A 13,647-nucleotide genomic window follows, 5' to 3' on the forward strand; every position below is an offset into this window, starting at 1 on the left:
AATCCTGGACTTTTGGGCAAGGCGACAGGGTGACACTTCTCCTACAGCGTTTCCCGGCGCAGCGAGCCGAATCCGGCAAAAGGCGGACTTTTCCATATCGAGTATGGAACATAAAAGGAACATGTAGGAAAGCGTTTTCGCCCCGCCGGGTCCAACAAAACGGCACCGAGGTTGCAATTCGTGCGCAAATCCCTATCTGGGCCCTTGCTGACGTCGTTTGCGACGGAATGTGTTGGCCGCGCCTTTGCCGGCCCCCTCCTTCCCTTTCATGCTTTTTCGGCACCGCCGCGGAGCCGTTATCGGCGCCGGCGGCACACCCGATATCGATGAAAGACTGACATTGGCAAAAGAAGAACTCTTCACCCTCGAAGGGCTGATCGACGAGATCCTGCCCGATGGCCGCTTCGGCGTGATGCTCGACAACGAACATCGCCTGATCTGCTACACCGCCGGCAAGATGCGCAAATTCCGCATCCGCTCGGTGGTCGGCGACAGGGTCCACGTGGAGATGACCCCCTACGATCTGAGCAAGGGCCGGATCGTGTTCCGCGAGCGAACGCCCGGAGTAGGCCCCGCCGCCAGGCGGAGCGGCTTCAGGCGCTGACGCTCGCCTCAATTGAAAGCGCGGCCGCGAAGGCCGCGACAAGGAATACAATGACTACACTGACGATTGGCGCCGCAAGGCGCCCCAGGCTTTCGCTCAACTACGAGCCGAAAGCCCAACCGGCTGCGCGCGACCATCGCCGCCGCCGTTCGCCCGTCCTCTCGACCGAAGAACTGCGCCGCCTGGTGGCGGCGATGGTCGATTGAGCGACACCGAGCCTCTTGTGCCGGCCGACGCCGACCGCGAGGGGCTTCCGCTCGACCCCGAGCCCCAGCCCACACCGCCAGACCTGGCCCTGGGCGCCGCCGCTGCTTGTGCCTTTTCTGCATCGCAAATGGCGGTCGCGGAGCGTCGCTGATCTGACTTTCGAGGGGGCCGCTTCAGGCGGATAACGGGTCGCTGACAGGGCCGGGCCCGGCCGCCCCTCCATGCGCACCTCACATGATGCTCTTGGGACGACAAGGGCGTAAGGATCGCAGGCCCACTGGATGGTCGTGCGCCGGACGCGCTTTGCGGCTCGGGCTGAGCGAGGAGCTGGCGGAATGGCTCGACATTCTCATTCATCGAAGCCCAACCATGACGCGGCCGGCAATCAATACGACCGCGTGCCTGACGGTTACAACGGCCCCGTCTATACGTGCCCGATGCACCCGCAGGTGCGGCAGACAACGCCGGGTTCATGCCCGATCTGCGGCATGACGCTCGAACTCGAAACGGCGAGCGCCGCGCGGGAGGGGCCGAATCCCGAACTGGCGGACTTTACGCGCCGGTTCTGGATCGGGACTTCGCTCACGGTACCGCTGCTCGTCCTGACCATGGGGCCTTTCCTCGGCCTCGCAGGCGTGCGCGCCGGCTTGGGCGAGCGCACGGCCGTGTGGACGGAATTCGCCCTGGGGACCCCCGTGGTGCTGTGGTGCGGCTGGCCGTTCCTGGTGCGCGCGTGGAGCTCGTTCCGATCGCGCAACCTCAACATGTTCTCGCTGATCGGCATGGGCGTCATGGCCGCATGGACGTTCAGCGTGGTCGCCGTCCTCGCTCCCGGGCTCTTTCCCGCCGGCTTTCGCGACATGAACGGGAATGTCGGGGTCTACTTCGAGGCGGCGGCGGTCATCGTGGTCCTCGTCCTGCTCGGCCAGCTGATGGAGCTGCGGGCCCGCGAAGGCACCGGCAAGGCCATCCGCGCCTTGCTCGACCTAGCGGCAAAGACCGCCCGGATCATCCGCGACGACGGCAGCGAGGAGGAAATCCCGCTCGAACAGGTCCGCGTCGGCGACCGTTTGCGAGTGCGGCCGGGCGACAAGATTCCGGTCGACGGCGAGGTCGTCGATGGCCGTTCCTCGGTCGACGAGAGCATGATCAGCGGCGAGCCGGTTCCGGTCGAGAAGGTCGCCGGCGACACGCTGACGGGGGCGACCATCAACGGCACCGGCACGCTGGTCATGGCGGCCAGGCGCGTCGGCAGCGACACGACTCTGGCGCAAATCGTCGAGATGGTCGCCAGCGCGCAGCGTTCGCGCGCGCCGATCCAGAAATACGCCGACAAGGTAGCCGGCTGGTTCGTGCCCGCGGTCATTGGCACCGCGGCCGTGGCGTTCGCGGCCTGGGCGATCTGGGGGCCGGCGCCGGCGCTGTCGTATGCGCTGATCTCGGCGGTCTCGGTGCTGATCATTGCCTGTCCGTGCGCGCTGGGGCTGGCGACGCCGATGTCGATCATGACGGCGACCGGGCGCGGGGCGCAAGCCGGCGTGCTGATCAAGAACGCCGAGGCGCTGGAACGCTTCGAGAAGGTCGACACGCTGATCGTCGACAAGACCGGCACCCTGACGACGGGCAAGCCTCGGCTCGCCGCGGTCCTGCCGCAAGCGGGCCATCGGGAGGACGAGGTCCTGCGGCTCGCGGCGACCCTGGAGAAGGGCTCCGAGCATCCGCTGGCCGAAGCGATCGTCGGCGGCGCGCAGGAGCGAGGCCTGGCGCTTGGCTCGGCCGAGGAGTTCGAGGCCGTTACCGGCAAGGGGGTGAAGGGGTCGGTCGATGGCAAACGGGTCGCCCTGGGCAATCTCAGGCTGCTGCGCGATCTCGGCATCGACGCCGGCGATCTGGCCTCGGTGGCGAATGCCCGCCGCGACGAGGGCGAGACGGTGATGTTCGTCGTCGTGGAAGGGGCCGTGGCCGGCCTCGTCAGCGTGGCCGACCCGGTCAAGGAGACCACGCCCGCCGCTTTGCGCGACCTCCACGAACTCGGATTGCGGATCATCATGGCCACCGGCGACAACGAACGCACCGCGCGCGCGGTGGCCGCGAGGCTCGGGATCGACGAGATTCGCGCCGACGTGCTGCCCGAAGACAAGGCCCGCATCATTGCCGAGCTGCAACAGCAGGGGCGCAAGGTCGCCATGGCCGGCGACGGGGTCAACGACGCCCCGGCGCTGGCGCAGGCCGATGTCGGCGTGGCGATGGGCACGGGCGCCGACGTGGCGATCGAGAGCGCCGGCATCACCCTCGTGAAAGGCAACCTCGACGGTATCGTTCGCGCCCGCCGCCTGGCTCGCGCAACGATGCGCAACATCCGCCAGAACCTGTTCTTCGCGCTGATCTACAACAGCGCCGGGGTGCCGGTTGCCGCCGGCGTGCTGTTCCCGTTCTTCGGCATCCTGATCAGTCCGATGTTCGCCGCCTTCGCGATGAGCGCCTCGTCGATCTCGGTCGTTCTCAATTCGCTGCGGCTGCGGAGCGCGCCGATCTGATCGCAAGCGCTTCCGGATAATTGCGAATACATCGCGAAGGTTGGCCCCTTTACGCCTGCGCAAAGCTCGCCCGAAACGAGCCGCGAAGGAGCTCCCCAATGCACACCACCAAACTTCTGTTCGCCGCCGTCGCCAGCATGGCGGTCGCCTCGCCCGCGCCGGTGCTCGCCCAGGACCCGCATGGACATGACACGGCGAGTCCGTCTGCAGCGCCGGCGGCCCCGGCCGCGTGCGCGCCGGGAACGGCCGGCGCAATGCACGGCGGCGGGATGGGCCAGATGCAGGGCATGGGCGGCGAGCACATGGTGCAGATGATGCAGGCCATGCAGCAGATGCACAGCGAGATGCAGCAGATGCACACGGAAATGACCCAGATGCGTCAGGAGATGATGAGGCAGCGGCGCGCGAAGTGACGGCCTGGCCGTTCGCCGCTCAATCGTAATCCGCCGCGTAGTCCCCCTCGGCGAGATCCGAGAACTTGGTGATCTTCGCCTCGAACCGCAGCCGCACCTTGCCGGTCGAGCCGTGGCGCTGCTTCGAGACGATCAGCTCGGCGAGGCCGTAAACCTGTTCCATCTGCGCGGCCCAGGCGGCGTGGGCTTCGTGGGTCTTGACGTCGTCGCTCTCGACCGGGCGCTTGGGTTCGCGGCTGCCGACGTAGTAGTCCTCGCGGTAGACGAACCAGACCATGTCGGCGTCCTGCTCGATCGAGCCGGATTCGCGCAAGTCGGAGAGCATCGGGCGCTTGTCGTCGCGCTGCTCGACCGCGCGGCTGAGCTGGCTGAGCGCGATCACCGGCACCTGAAGCTCCTTGGCGAGGGTCTTGAGCCCCCGGCTGATCTCGGAGATTTCGTTGACGCGGTTGTCCTGGCTGCGGCCGCTGCCCTGTAGAAGCTGGAGGTAGTCGACCACGATCAGGCCGATGTCGTGGCGGCGCTTGAGCCGGCGGGCGCGGGTGCGCAGCGCGGCGATGGTCAGCGCCGGGGTGTCGTCGATGAACAGCGGCAGCTCGGCGAGGCGCTGGCTGGCGTAGGAGAGCTGCTGGAAATCCTCGCGGCTGATCTTGCCCATGCGCAGCGCTTCGCTGCTGATCCCGGCCTGCTCGGCGAGGATGCGGGTGGCGAGCTGGTCGCTCGACATTTCCAGGCTGAAGAAGGCGACGCCGGCGCCGATCGACTTGTCGATCCCGTCGCGCTTGTCGCGCAAGTAACGGTCGGCGCAGTTGAAGGCGATGTTGGTGGCGAGCGAGGTCTTGCCCATGCCCGGGCGCCCGGCGACGATGATCAGGTCGGAGTTGTGCAGCCCGCCGACTTTCTCGTTGATCGAGGCGAAGCCGGTGGTCTTGCCCGAGACGTGGCCGCCCGAGTTGATCGCCGTCTCGATCATCGCCAGCGCCTTGCTGGTCGCGCCGCGGAACGATTCGGCCTCGCTGCTGCCGGCGGCCCCCTCGGCGACGCGGAACAGCGCGGCTTCGGCCTCCTCGATCTGCTTCATCGGCTCGACCTCTTCCGAGGTGTCGAGCGCGTTCTCGACCAGCTCGCGGCCGACCACGATCAGCTCGCGCAGCAGCGCGAGGTCGTAGATCTGCTGCGCCAGCTCGCGCGGGGCGAGCAGGCCCTGGCCGTCGGCGGTGAGGCGGGCGAGGTAGCCGGTGCCGCCGAGCTCGCGGAGCGCCTCGTCGGCTTCGAAATAGGGCTTCAGGGTCACCGGGGTGACCACCATCTGCTTGTCGAGCAGCACCAGGATGCGCTCGTAGAGGCGCTGGTGGAGGGGGTCGAAATAGTGCTCGGGCCGCAGCGGCACGGCGAGCTCCTCGAGCACGCGATTGTCGATCAGCACCGCTCCGAGGAACGCCGCCTCGGCCTCGAGATTGGCGGGCAGGGTGCGGCCCATCGGGGCTTCGCTCGGACGTGATTCGGTGCGGAGGAGGAGTGCTTCTTCGGCCATGGGCTGCGTGATGCGCTTGTCGGACTCGCGCTTCAAGGTGGCCGCGACGAATGTTTTTTTCGGGAGCCTGTGGATAGCGGGCACAAGCCTCCTTCGAGACGAGCTTTCGACTTCGCGCCTGCGGCGCTTCGCTCAGTCTCTCCTCAAGATGAGCGGATATTTTGGTGTCCCGCTCATCTTGAGGAGCGGCTGACGAGCCGCGCAGCGGCGTCTCGAAGTCGCGTCTCGAAGGAGCCTTGCCGCGCCCATGCTGCGCTGCAATATGCATGGCATGTCGGATAACCGCATCGCCGCGATCGCGCTCGACGAGGCGACCATCCTCACCCGCGGGGCGGACGTCGAGCGCGAGCGCGAGGCGGCCCTGCGCGATCTCTCCGAGGATAGCGCGTTCGAGCCGCTGCGGGCGGCCGAGGCCGGGCAAGCCGGGCCGTGGTCGCTCGACCTGTCGGTGCCCGACGGGCGGCTGTGCATCGGCGTGACCGACGGCGAGGGCGGCGATGCCGGGACGATCGTCCTCGGCCTCGCCCGTTTCCGCCGGGTGGTGCGGGAATACTTCGCCATCTGCGATTCGTATTACAAGGCGCTGCGCCAGGCCTCGGCCAGCGAGCTCGAGACCCTCGACATGGCGCGGCGGGCGATCCACGATCGCGGCGCGCGCCAGCTGGTCGAGGCGCTCGAGGGCAAGGTCGAGACCGACTTTGCCACCGCGCGGCGGCTGTTCACGCTGATCTGCGTGCTTCATATCAAGGCTTAGGATGGGACGGAAAAGAGCATTCGGGTGGCGCTGGCGGATCGCCGGGGCGGTGGTCCTCGTCGCGCTGATCGGCGGGGGCTGGGGATGGTGGCGGCTGCAGCACTGGCGGCCCGAGACCAAGGCGTTCCCGGTCCAGGGCGTGCTCGTCGGCGCCGGCGACGGGCGGGCGGACTTCCGCGCCTTCAGGGCGATCGGCGCGCGCTTCGCCTACATCCAGGCGAGCGATGGTGCCGCGGCGCGCGATCCGGCGTTCTCGCGCAACCTCGCCGCGGCGCGCGAGGCCGGGCTCAAGACCGGCGCGGTCCACCGCTACGACCCTTGCGTGCCGGCGGATAGGCAGGCGGCCAACTTCGTCACCATCGTCCCGCGCGACAAGTCGATGCTGCCGCCGGCGATCGAGCTCGACACGCTCGCCGACGACTGCCCGACGCGGGTCAGCGAGGCGGCGGTCGAAAGCGAGCTGACCACCTTCCTCAACGAGATCGAGGGCCACGTCGGCCAGCCGGCGGTGCTCAAGGTCTCGTCCGCGTTCGAGGCCCGCTATCCGGTCGCCGCGACGGTCGAGCGCAACCTGTGGCTCAGCCGCGACTATATGCAGCCCGACTATGGCGGGCGGCCGTGGACGCTGTGGACCGCCAACGCCGCGTACCGTAACGAAGCCAGCGAAACGCCGGTACGCTGGGTGGTGCTGCAACCGTGAGCCAGGACAACGAACTGATCGAAGCGGCGCGCGCGGCGGCCAAGAGCGCCTATGCGCCTTATTCCGACTTCGCGGTCGGCGCCGCCTTGCGCTTCGCCGACGGGGCCATCGTCACCGGCAGCAATGTCGAGAACGCCAGCTACGGCCTGTCGCTGTGCGCCGAGACGGTGGCGGCGGCGAAAGCCCTGGCCGAGGGACGCCGCGGCGGTCTGGTGGCGCTCGCCGTTGCCGGGCCGGGGGAGGCGCCTCTGACCCCCTGCGGCCGCTGCCGCCAGGTGCTCAACGAACTCGCCGCGCTCGGCGGAACGGATCCGCTGGTGCTGTGCTGCGGCGCGGGCGAGGTGCGCGAGGTCCGCCTCTCGGCGCTGCTGCCGCAGGCGTTCGGGCCGGACAGCCTGGGGACAGGTTAGACCGGGCAGGGCGCGCGCGTGACCTCGATGCTCCGAATCGCCTTCTGGGCGGCCGCCCTGTTCGCCTTCGTGATGGCCGTCCTGCCCCATCCGATCGAGCTGCTGGAGGCCTCGGACAAGGTCCAGCACATGACGGCGTTCTTCGCCATCACAACGCTCGGCTGCGCGGCCTATCGCGGCCTTTCGCGGATCAAGTTGATGCTGGCGATGGTTGCGTTCGGCGCGGCGATCGAGGTGGTCCAGCTGGTGCCCGAGCTCCATCGCGACGCGGAATGGAGCGACTGGCTGGCCGACATCCTCGCCGTGATGCTCGCGCTCGCGGTCGCCCACCTGGTCGAGAGCCGGCGCGCGCGGCGCGCAGAGTAGGGTTTCGCCCCTCGCCCGAGGCGTGATAGACTTTGTCCGAAAGCGCGGCGGCGCGAACCGCCTCGCGCATCGGAAGAGGAGCCGCACGCGATGATGAACCCGGCCGACAACGAATTGCTCACCCGCATCGGCCCCGGCACGGCGATGGGCGCGATGCTGCGCGAATACTGGGTCCCGGCTTGCCGCTCGAAGAAGCTCGAGGCCGACGGCGCGCCCGAGCGGATCCGCCTGTTCGGGGAGAACTTCGTCGCCTTCCGCGCGACCGACGGCCGCGTCGGCTTCATGCAGGAAGCCTGCCCGCACCGCTGTGCCAGCCTCGCGCTCGCCCGCAATGAGGACAACGGCCTCAGGTGCATCTTCCACGGCTGGAAATTCAGCGTCGACGGCAAGTGCGTCGACGCCCCGACCGAGCCCGCCGGCCAGCGCCAGCGCTTCGCCGAAAGCGTGCCGGTGCGCAGCCACCCCACGCACGAGGCGGGCGAGCTCGTGTGGGTCTACCTAGGCGCCAAGGCCACGCCGCCGCGGTTCCCCGACTACGAGTTCACCCACCTGCCGGAGACCCACGTCCAGCCCTATCGCGGGATCATCCGCACCAACTGGCTGCAAGGGCTCGAGGCGCTGCTCGATTCGGCACACGTCACCTTCCTCCATTCGGCCAACCTCAACAGCGCGATCGGCCGCAATTACTTCAAGGACGAGAGCGACTACATGCTCGCCGACGGGGCGCCGGTGTTCGAGTTCGACGAGCGACCCTACGGCTTCCGCGAAGGCGCGATCCGCAACGAGGCCGGCAACCGCCGCTACGCCCGCGTGCGCGAGGTCTCGCTGCCGTTCTTCAGCTTCATCCCCTCGGCGCCGAAGGGCCCGCGGATCGTCTGCTGCTCGATCCCGATCGACGACGTCACCACCGCGCAGTGGTACATCGCCTACGATACCGACGAGCCGATGAGCCGCAGCCTGATGGGCGCGTTCGGCACCTGGAGCGAGAATCCCGACCACTTCAACGCCGACATGGGCGACAGCAGCAACCTGTGGCTGCAGGACCGCCAGGCGATGAAGGACGGCCATTGGTCGGGGATCATGGACCGCGGCAACGCCTACGAGGATTTCGCGGTGCAGGAATCGATGGGCGCGATCGTCGACCGCTCGAAGGAATATCTCGGCACTTGCGACCGGGTGATCTACCGCGCCCGGCGCCAGCTGCTCGAGGCGGTCCGGCGCCACCAGGAGACCGGGGAGCTGTCGTTCGCCGGCGACGAGGTCGATTTCCGCTCGATCCGCGCGGTCAGCTTCGCGTTTCCGGGCGAGGCCGACTGGCGCGAGGTCGATCCGCTGGAGATGATGGAAGCGGCCGAGTAATCCGATCAGGCGGAGCGCCGCTCCTCGATCACCGCTGGTTCGGTGCTGAGGAACAGCCGGATGTGATCGAGCACCGCGGGATGCAGCGGCTGGTCGAAGCTGACGCCGTGGACCGCGCCCACCCGCCAGGCGACGTGCGCGTGGAGCAGGCCGACCGGGCCGACGCCGATCGTCAGCATGGTGCCGGCGGCGAGGTGCCGCCCCGGGACGTTCAGCCGGCAACCCTCGACCGACAGGTTGGAAATCGCCACCGCGCGCTCCACCCCGTCTTCGCCGCGGATGAGTCCCTGGATTTGGACGCCGTATCGCGCGGCGCGTCGCCTGTCCTGCATCTGACTGCCCCCCGATCCTTCGCCTGGTTTCGCAGGTACCTGTTAAATAACGATTTCATCTTTCTCCCCGTGATTGGGGAGAGGTCGGCGGCCGGCAACCCTTCTGCGACAATTCATGGCGTTGTCGCGGTGTCGCGAGGGCGATACACATGGCCCCGCGGTAATACGTACCGTCCGAGTGGGGAGAGAGTTCATGCGTCAGTTTCGTTTCGCCGCGATCGCGGCTGCGGGGGCCATGTTTGCCGCTTCGCCGGCTTTCGCCGCCGATTCGCCCGTCGTCGGCACCTGGGCGACCGAAGCCAAGAGCGACTTCGGCACGTTCAAATCGACCTGGACCGTCGCCCAGAATGGCGACGCCTACAGCATCGACGTCAAGGACGCCCCGATGGACGGCGCGCCGGCCGACGCTCCGCCGCCCAAGAGCACGATCTCGAACGTGGCGGTCGACGGCAGCACGCTGACCTTCGACCGCGAGCTGGTGATGGGCGATATGACCATCAAGCTCAGCTACAAGGTCACCGCCGACGGGACCACGCTGACCGGCCAGACCCACAGCGATTTCGGCGACATCCCGATCACCGGGACGCGGCAGTAGGCGGCGCGGACTACCCTTCCAGCCACTCAACCAGACTCGCCAGGCAATCCCGCGCCAGCAGCTTGCAGCGCTCGGGGCTCCAGCCTTGCGCGGGGTCGGGCAGGTCGGCGTTGTCCTTGAACGGCATTTCCAGCGTCATCGCGCAGGCGCCGAACCGCTCGGCGAGCTGGTTGGTGCTCATCGTCAGGTTGGCCTTGCCGGCGGCGGCGACGCCGTAGCCCTTGGCGGTCTGGAAGTCGGGGCTGCGGCGGGCGAGGATCTGCTGGAAGCGGACGTACTTGTCCTGCAGCTCTTGGCTCCATGATGGAATTCCCTCGAACCCGGCGAGGAAGTTCGCGGCGATCGCCTCGTCGCCGTGGACGTCCATCGCAAAGGCGACTCCGGTCTCGTCCATCGCCCCGCGGATCGCCAGCACCTCCGGCGCGCGGGCGGCCGTCGGCTCGTGCCACTCGCGATTGAGGTTGGCGCCGACGGCGTTGGTGCGCAGGTGCCCGCGGCGGCTGCCGTCGGGGTTGCAGTTGGGGACCACGTGCAGGCGGCATTTGCTCCGCAGCACGCGGGCGACCGGGTCGGCCGGGTCGGTCAGGCACTCGAGCGCGCCTTCCATCCACCATTCGGCCATGCTCTCGCCCGGATGCTGCCGGGCGTAGAGCCAGACTTGCATCTCGCCGTCGCCCATTTCGAGGCAGTCGATCGGCTGGCCGTCGAGACTGAGGCCGAGGCAACGGTAGTTGACCCCCTCGGTGGCGGCGACCCCGGAGACCAGGTCGTGATGCCGCTCCATCGAATAGGGCGCGAAATAGGCGAACCAGGCGAGGTCGCCCGCCGGGGTGTAGCGGATCGTCAGCGTGCCGCCGTCCTCGCCCTTGTCGTAGCTCGACGGCGCGCGGCCCCAGTAGTCGCGGTCCTCGGAAACGCAGGCATTGTAGTCGGTCCACCCGCCGGGATAGGCCGAGGCGTTGAGGTTGCCGATCTTGAGCACGAGTTCGCGCCCCGCCGCGCCCGAAACGCGGAAATGGAACCACTGGTAGAAATCGGACTGGTGGTCCTTGCGGATCTCGAGCCGGGCGCTGGCGCCGTCGACGGCGATGACTTCGATGTTGCCGCTGTCGAAGGCGGCGTTGATGACGATATCGTTCATCAGCCCCGGATAGTCTCTCCGTTCTTTCCGGGGAAGCCCGCGAAAAGCGCTTCGGCGAGACGCGCGGCGATCGCCTGGTCGGACCACACGGGATCGCCGGCGCGGGTGGCGATGTCGGCGCGGCCTTCCCACAGCACGGCGCCGCTGGCCTTGTCGCGGATGCGCGCCTCGAGCCGGGTCGAGAGCAGCGCCTTGCGCGGCTTCGACAGGTCGATGTTGATTCCCAGCGCCTGATAGGAGCCGCCTCGGCTGGAGACACCGACCGCCATCTCGCCGCTGACCGGCTTGCGCTTGCCCTCGGCCGGCGCGATCTCGGCGTGGCGGACGGTCAGCTCGACGACCTGGCCGCCGTCGTCCTTCGTTGCGGTGTCGTAGCCGGCGCCGGCCAGCTGGTCGATGACCGCGGCTTCGTAAGTCGCTCGCTCGACATCGTCGGCGAGACGGTCGCCTTCCGTGGCGACGGCGATGGTGCCGTGGCCGAGCGCTTGCGCGGCGGTTCCTACGGCGAGGAAGCGGGTGACCTCGACTTTGCCTTCCTGGCTGCGGTCGCGGGTCACGCTGGGCGAGCGGTCCCAGCCGTAGCGGTCCGCTCCGGGATAGCCCCAGCGTTGCGCGGCGGCCGGCGAGGCTAGGGCGATGAGGGTGACGACAAGGAGGACGGGGCGCATCGGGGGCCTTCCGAAAGGAACGCGACGGCTATAGCGCGCCGGCTGTCCGGCGGGTGAACGGATTCGCCCGCCTAGCGGACTTCGATCGTCTCGCCCGAGCGGCCGGGGAAGCCGGCAAACAGCGCCGCGACCATCTTCGCGGCCGCCGCCTGCGCGCTGCCGTACTTGCTGTTGGCGCTCGCGGCGAACTCGGCGCGGCCTTCCCACAGCGGCTGGCCGCTGGCGCCGTCGCGGATGATAACCCCGATGCGATTGTCGGCGATCGCCGGCGGCGGACCCGAGAGGTCGATGCCCAACCCCATGCCGAGGCCCGAGCCATATGAGCCGGTCGAGCCGCCCAGGCCGAAGCTGACCGGATTGCGCTTTCGCCCGGGCTGGTCGACCGCCCGCTCGACGCGCACTTCGGCCACTTGTGCCGCGTCGTTGCCGGCCACCACCTGGTAGCCGAGCCGGGTCAGCTCGGCCGAGACCGCCTGCCAATACGGCGCGAACTCGAGCGAATTGGCCGTGCCCGGCGCGGCGCGCACGGCGATCGGGCCCATGCCCAGCCGCGCCGGCGCGGGGCCGAGGAAGCGCGTCACGGAGACCGGCGAGACATAAGTCTGCGCGCAGCCGCTCAGCAGCAGCGCGGCAGAGATCGAGGCGAGCATGAGACGGGTCATGGGCGGTAAACGTCCGAAAGGGCGGCTGGTTGCGGTCTAAGCTTCTCTTTACGAACGGGCAATTGTCACTCGCCGCCTATCGAGATCGTGCTAACGGGGCCGGCGATGGCCCAGAAGCACCCCGTCCTCGTCACCGGCGGCGCCGGTTATATCGGCAGCCACGCCGTGCTCGCGCTGCGCGATGCCGGCTGGCCGGTGGCGGTGATCGACAACCTCGTCACCGGCTTTCGCTTTGCCGTGCCCGAGGGGGTGCCGTTCTACGAAGGCGACGTCGCGGATGGCGCGCTGCTGGCGCGGATCTTCGCCGAGCAGGGCACGCGGGCCATCATGCATTTCGCCGGCTCGATCGTGGTCCCGGAATCGGTCGAGAACCCGCTCAAGTACTATCACAACAACACCGCCAAGAGCCGCACGCTGATCGAAGCGGCGGTGACGGCGGGGGTCCCGCACTTCATCTTCAGCTCGACCGCGGCGATTTACGGCATTCCCGAGGTTTCGCCGGTTACCGAAGATACGCCTGCGCTGCCGATCAACCCTTACGGCTGGTCGAAGCTGATGACCGAGCGGATGCTGGCCGACACCGCGGCGGCACATCCATTGAACTACTGCGCCTTGCGCTATTTCAACGTCGCCGGGGCCGACCCGCAAGGGCGCAGCGGGCAATCGACCGCCGGGGCGACGCACCTGATCAAGGTCGCGGTCGAGGCGGCGCTCGGCAAGCGCGACCATGTCAGCGTGTTCGGCACCGACTACGATACGCCCGACGGCACCGGCGTTCGCGACTACATCCACGTCAGCGACCTCGCCGCCGCTCACGTCCTCGCGCTCGAGGCGCTTATCGCCGAGCCGGCGCGTTCGCTGACCTTGAACTGCGGCTATGGCCGGGGGTTCTCGGTGCTCGAGGTGCTCGACGCGGTCGACCGGCTGACCGGCGCGCGCGTCGAGCGCCGCATCCAAGGCCGCCGCGCCGGCGATGCGCCGTCGCTGGTGTCCGACAATGGTCGCATCAAGGCAACGCTACCCTGGGTGCCGCAATATGCCGAGCTCGACACCATCGTGCGTCATGCGCTGCAGTGGGAACGCAAGCTCGACGATATGCGCCCGCGCGCTTGACTTCGCGGCCATGCCTCCGTAACGGCGCGGCCTTGAGATTGCGGCATCGGGGACCATCTCCGGTGCCTTCATTTTTGGAAAATCACCATGAAGATCGTCAACAGCCTCAAGTCGCTCAAGGGCCGCCACCGCGATAACCGCGTGATTCGCCGCCGCGGCCGGGTCTATGTGATCAACAAGACCAACCGCCGCTTCAAGGCGCGCCAGGGCTAATGTCCGCCGCGCCGCGATTCGTTCGCGGCCGCGATGACC

17 protein-coding genes are annotated in these 13,647 nt (G+C 68.3%); 12 read left to right on the forward strand and 5 right to left on the reverse strand.

Translation table 11 applies throughout. The features are described 5' to 3' along the window. Positions 1-340 precede the first annotated feature (340 nt). The 4 genes from infA (at position 341) to G7B69_RS10015 (ending at position 3,761) form a co-directional block, all read left to right on the forward strand. Positions 341-604 carry a translation initiation factor IF-1 gene (gene infA, locus G7B69_RS10000; protein WP_166178770.1) on the forward strand — a complete coding sequence of 88 codons (264 nt, stop codon included), beginning with the start codon at positions 341-343 and terminating at the stop codon, positions 602-604. A gap of 50 nt (positions 605-654) precedes the next feature. Then, a complete protein-coding gene (locus tag G7B69_RS10005) occupies positions 655-810 on the forward strand; it encodes a hypothetical protein (RefSeq protein ID WP_166178772.1) in 156 nt (51 codons plus the stop codon). 336 nt (positions 811-1,146) lie between these two features. Continuing rightward, on the forward strand, positions 1,147-3,348 hold the full coding sequence (locus G7B69_RS10010; protein WP_166178774.1) for a copper-transporting P-type ATPase: 2,202 nt from the start codon (positions 1,147-1,149) through the stop codon (positions 3,346-3,348). Positions 3,349-3,446: 98 nt separating this feature from the next. Then, on the forward strand, positions 3,447-3,761 hold the full coding sequence (locus G7B69_RS10015) for a hypothetical protein (protein WP_166178776.1): 315 nt from the start codon (positions 3,447-3,449) through the stop codon (positions 3,759-3,761). Between the two features lie 19 nt (positions 3,762-3,780). On the opposite strand, the gene G7B69_RS10020 is transcribed toward G7B69_RS10015, so the two are convergent. Then, positions 3,781-5,295, reverse strand: coding sequence for a replicative DNA helicase (locus G7B69_RS10020; protein ID WP_166178778.1), 1,515 nt, complete (start codon positions 5,293-5,295; stop codon positions 3,781-3,783). Between the two features lie 271 nt (positions 5,296-5,566). On the opposite strand from G7B69_RS10020, the gene G7B69_RS10025 reads away from it, so the two are divergent. From G7B69_RS10025 to G7B69_RS10045, 5 genes are all read left to right on the forward strand, one after another. After that, the gene (locus tag G7B69_RS10025; RefSeq protein WP_166178780.1) at positions 5,567-6,049 is read left to right on the forward strand and encodes a UPF0262 family protein; all 483 of its coding nucleotides are present in this window, start codon (positions 5,567-5,569) and stop codon (positions 6,047-6,049) included. A 1-nt stretch (position 6,050) separates the two neighbouring features. Next, positions 6,051-6,749: a glycoside hydrolase family 25 protein gene (locus G7B69_RS10030; protein ID WP_166178782.1), complete on the forward strand. Its 699-nt coding sequence runs from the start codon at positions 6,051-6,053 to the stop codon at positions 6,747-6,749. Then, positions 6,746-7,159, forward strand: coding sequence for a cytidine deaminase (locus G7B69_RS10035; protein WP_243415108.1), 414 nt, complete (start codon positions 6,746-6,748; stop codon positions 7,157-7,159). Before G7B69_RS10030 ends, G7B69_RS10035 begins: the two co-directional genes overlap by 4 nt. Positions 7,160-7,186: 27 nt before the next feature. After that, entirely contained in the window at positions 7,187-7,525 is a 339-nt protein-coding gene (locus tag G7B69_RS10040) for a VanZ family protein (RefSeq protein ID WP_243415113.1), read from the forward strand. 90 nt (positions 7,526-7,615) lie between these two features. After that, positions 7,616-8,884 carry a Rieske 2Fe-2S domain-containing protein gene (locus G7B69_RS10045; RefSeq protein WP_166178787.1) on the forward strand — a complete coding sequence of 423 codons (1,269 nt, stop codon included), beginning with the start codon at positions 7,616-7,618 and terminating at the stop codon, positions 8,882-8,884. Between the two features lie 5 nt (positions 8,885-8,889). Here G7B69_RS10045 and G7B69_RS10050 read toward each other — a convergent pair whose 3' ends face one another. Continuing rightward, positions 8,890-9,216, reverse strand: coding sequence for a PilZ domain-containing protein (locus tag G7B69_RS10050; RefSeq protein WP_166178789.1), 327 nt, complete (start codon positions 9,214-9,216; stop codon positions 8,890-8,892). A 193-nt stretch (positions 9,217-9,409) separates the two neighbouring features. Here G7B69_RS10050 and G7B69_RS10055 point away from each other — a divergent pair, with 193 nt between their 5' ends. Further along, complete coding sequence (locus G7B69_RS10055; protein ID WP_166178791.1) at positions 9,410-9,811, forward strand: hypothetical protein; 402 nt, start codon at positions 9,410-9,412, stop codon at positions 9,809-9,811. 10 nt (positions 9,812-9,821) lie between these two features. On the opposite strand, the gene G7B69_RS10060 is transcribed toward G7B69_RS10055, so the two are convergent. From G7B69_RS10060 to G7B69_RS10070, 3 genes are all read right to left on the reverse strand, one after another. Further along, positions 9,822-10,952 carry a M14 family metallopeptidase gene (locus tag G7B69_RS10060; protein WP_166178793.1) on the reverse strand — a complete coding sequence of 377 codons (1,131 nt, stop codon included), beginning with the start codon at positions 10,950-10,952 and terminating at the stop codon, positions 9,822-9,824. Then, positions 10,952-11,620, reverse strand: a complete 669-nt coding sequence (locus G7B69_RS10065) for a DUF4136 domain-containing protein (RefSeq protein ID WP_166178795.1) — start codon at positions 11,618-11,620, stop codon at positions 10,952-10,954. The genes G7B69_RS10060 and G7B69_RS10065 overlap by 1 nt, the downstream gene beginning before the upstream one ends. Positions 11,621-11,691: 71 nt before the next feature. Next, positions 11,692-12,282 carry a DUF4136 domain-containing protein gene (locus tag G7B69_RS10070; RefSeq protein ID WP_166178797.1) on the reverse strand — a complete coding sequence of 197 codons (591 nt, stop codon included), beginning with the start codon at positions 12,280-12,282 and terminating at the stop codon, positions 11,692-11,694. A 105-nt stretch (positions 12,283-12,387) separates the two neighbouring features. On the opposite strand from G7B69_RS10070, the gene galE reads away from it, so the two are divergent. Together galE and ykgO are read left to right on the forward strand one after the other, a co-directional pair. Next, a complete protein-coding gene (galE, locus tag G7B69_RS10075) occupies positions 12,388-13,395 on the forward strand; it encodes a UDP-glucose 4-epimerase GalE (protein ID WP_166178799.1) in 1,008 nt (335 codons plus the stop codon). A gap of 87 nt (positions 13,396-13,482) precedes the next feature. Then, a complete protein-coding gene (gene ykgO / locus G7B69_RS10080; RefSeq protein WP_033920696.1) occupies positions 13,483-13,608 on the forward strand; it encodes a type B 50S ribosomal protein L36 in 126 nt (41 codons plus the stop codon). The last annotated feature ends 39 nt before the right edge of the window (positions 13,609-13,647 follow it).

It is taken from the genome of Croceibacterium segetis (assembly GCF_011320115.1).
Lineage (GTDB): Bacteria > Pseudomonadota > Alphaproteobacteria > Sphingomonadales > Sphingomonadaceae > Croceibacterium_B > Croceibacterium_B segetis.

Excerpts from the sequence above, each read along its gene's own strand:
- G7B69_RS10005 (WP_166178772.1), top strand. The coding sequence starts at position 655 with ATGACTACACTGACGATTGGCGCCGCAAGGCGCCCCAGGCTTTCGCTC.
- G7B69_RS10010 (WP_166178774.1), top strand. The coding sequence starts at position 1,147 with ATGGCTCGACATTCTCATTCATCGAAGCCCAACCATGACGCGGCCGGC.
- G7B69_RS10015 (WP_166178776.1), top strand. The coding sequence starts at position 3,447 with ATGCACACCACCAAACTTCTGTTCGCCGCCGTCGCCAGCATGGCGGTC.
- G7B69_RS10020 (WP_166178778.1), bottom strand. The coding sequence starts at position 5,295 with ATGGCCGAAGAAGCACTCCTCCTCCGCACCGAATCACGTCCGAGCGAA.
- G7B69_RS10025 (WP_166178780.1), top strand. The coding sequence starts at position 5,567 with ATGTCGGATAACCGCATCGCCGCGATCGCGCTCGACGAGGCGACCATC.
- G7B69_RS10030 (WP_166178782.1), top strand. The coding sequence starts at position 6,051 with ATGGGACGGAAAAGAGCATTCGGGTGGCGCTGGCGGATCGCCGGGGCG.
- G7B69_RS10040 (WP_243415113.1), top strand. The coding sequence starts at position 7,187 with ATGCTCCGAATCGCCTTCTGGGCGGCCGCCCTGTTCGCCTTCGTGATG.
- G7B69_RS10045 (WP_166178787.1), top strand. The coding sequence starts at position 7,616 with ATGATGAACCCGGCCGACAACGAATTGCTCACCCGCATCGGCCCCGGC.
- G7B69_RS10050 (WP_166178789.1), bottom strand. The coding sequence starts at position 9,216 with ATGCAGGACAGGCGACGCGCCGCGCGATACGGCGTCCAAATCCAGGGA.
- G7B69_RS10055 (WP_166178791.1), top strand. The coding sequence starts at position 9,410 with ATGCGTCAGTTTCGTTTCGCCGCGATCGCGGCTGCGGGGGCCATGTTT.
- G7B69_RS10060 (WP_166178793.1), bottom strand. The coding sequence starts at position 10,952 with ATGAACGATATCGTCATCAACGCCGCCTTCGACAGCGGCAACATCGAA.
- G7B69_RS10065 (WP_166178795.1), bottom strand. The coding sequence starts at position 11,620 with ATGCGCCCCGTCCTCCTTGTCGTCACCCTCATCGCCCTAGCCTCGCCG.
- G7B69_RS10070 (WP_166178797.1), bottom strand. The coding sequence starts at position 12,282 with ATGACCCGTCTCATGCTCGCCTCGATCTCTGCCGCGCTGCTGCTGAGC.
- galE (WP_166178799.1), top strand. The coding sequence starts at position 12,388 with ATGGCCCAGAAGCACCCCGTCCTCGTCACCGGCGGCGCCGGTTATATC.
- ykgO (WP_033920696.1), top strand. The coding sequence starts at position 13,483 with ATGAAGATCGTCAACAGCCTCAAGTCGCTCAAGGGCCGCCACCGCGAT.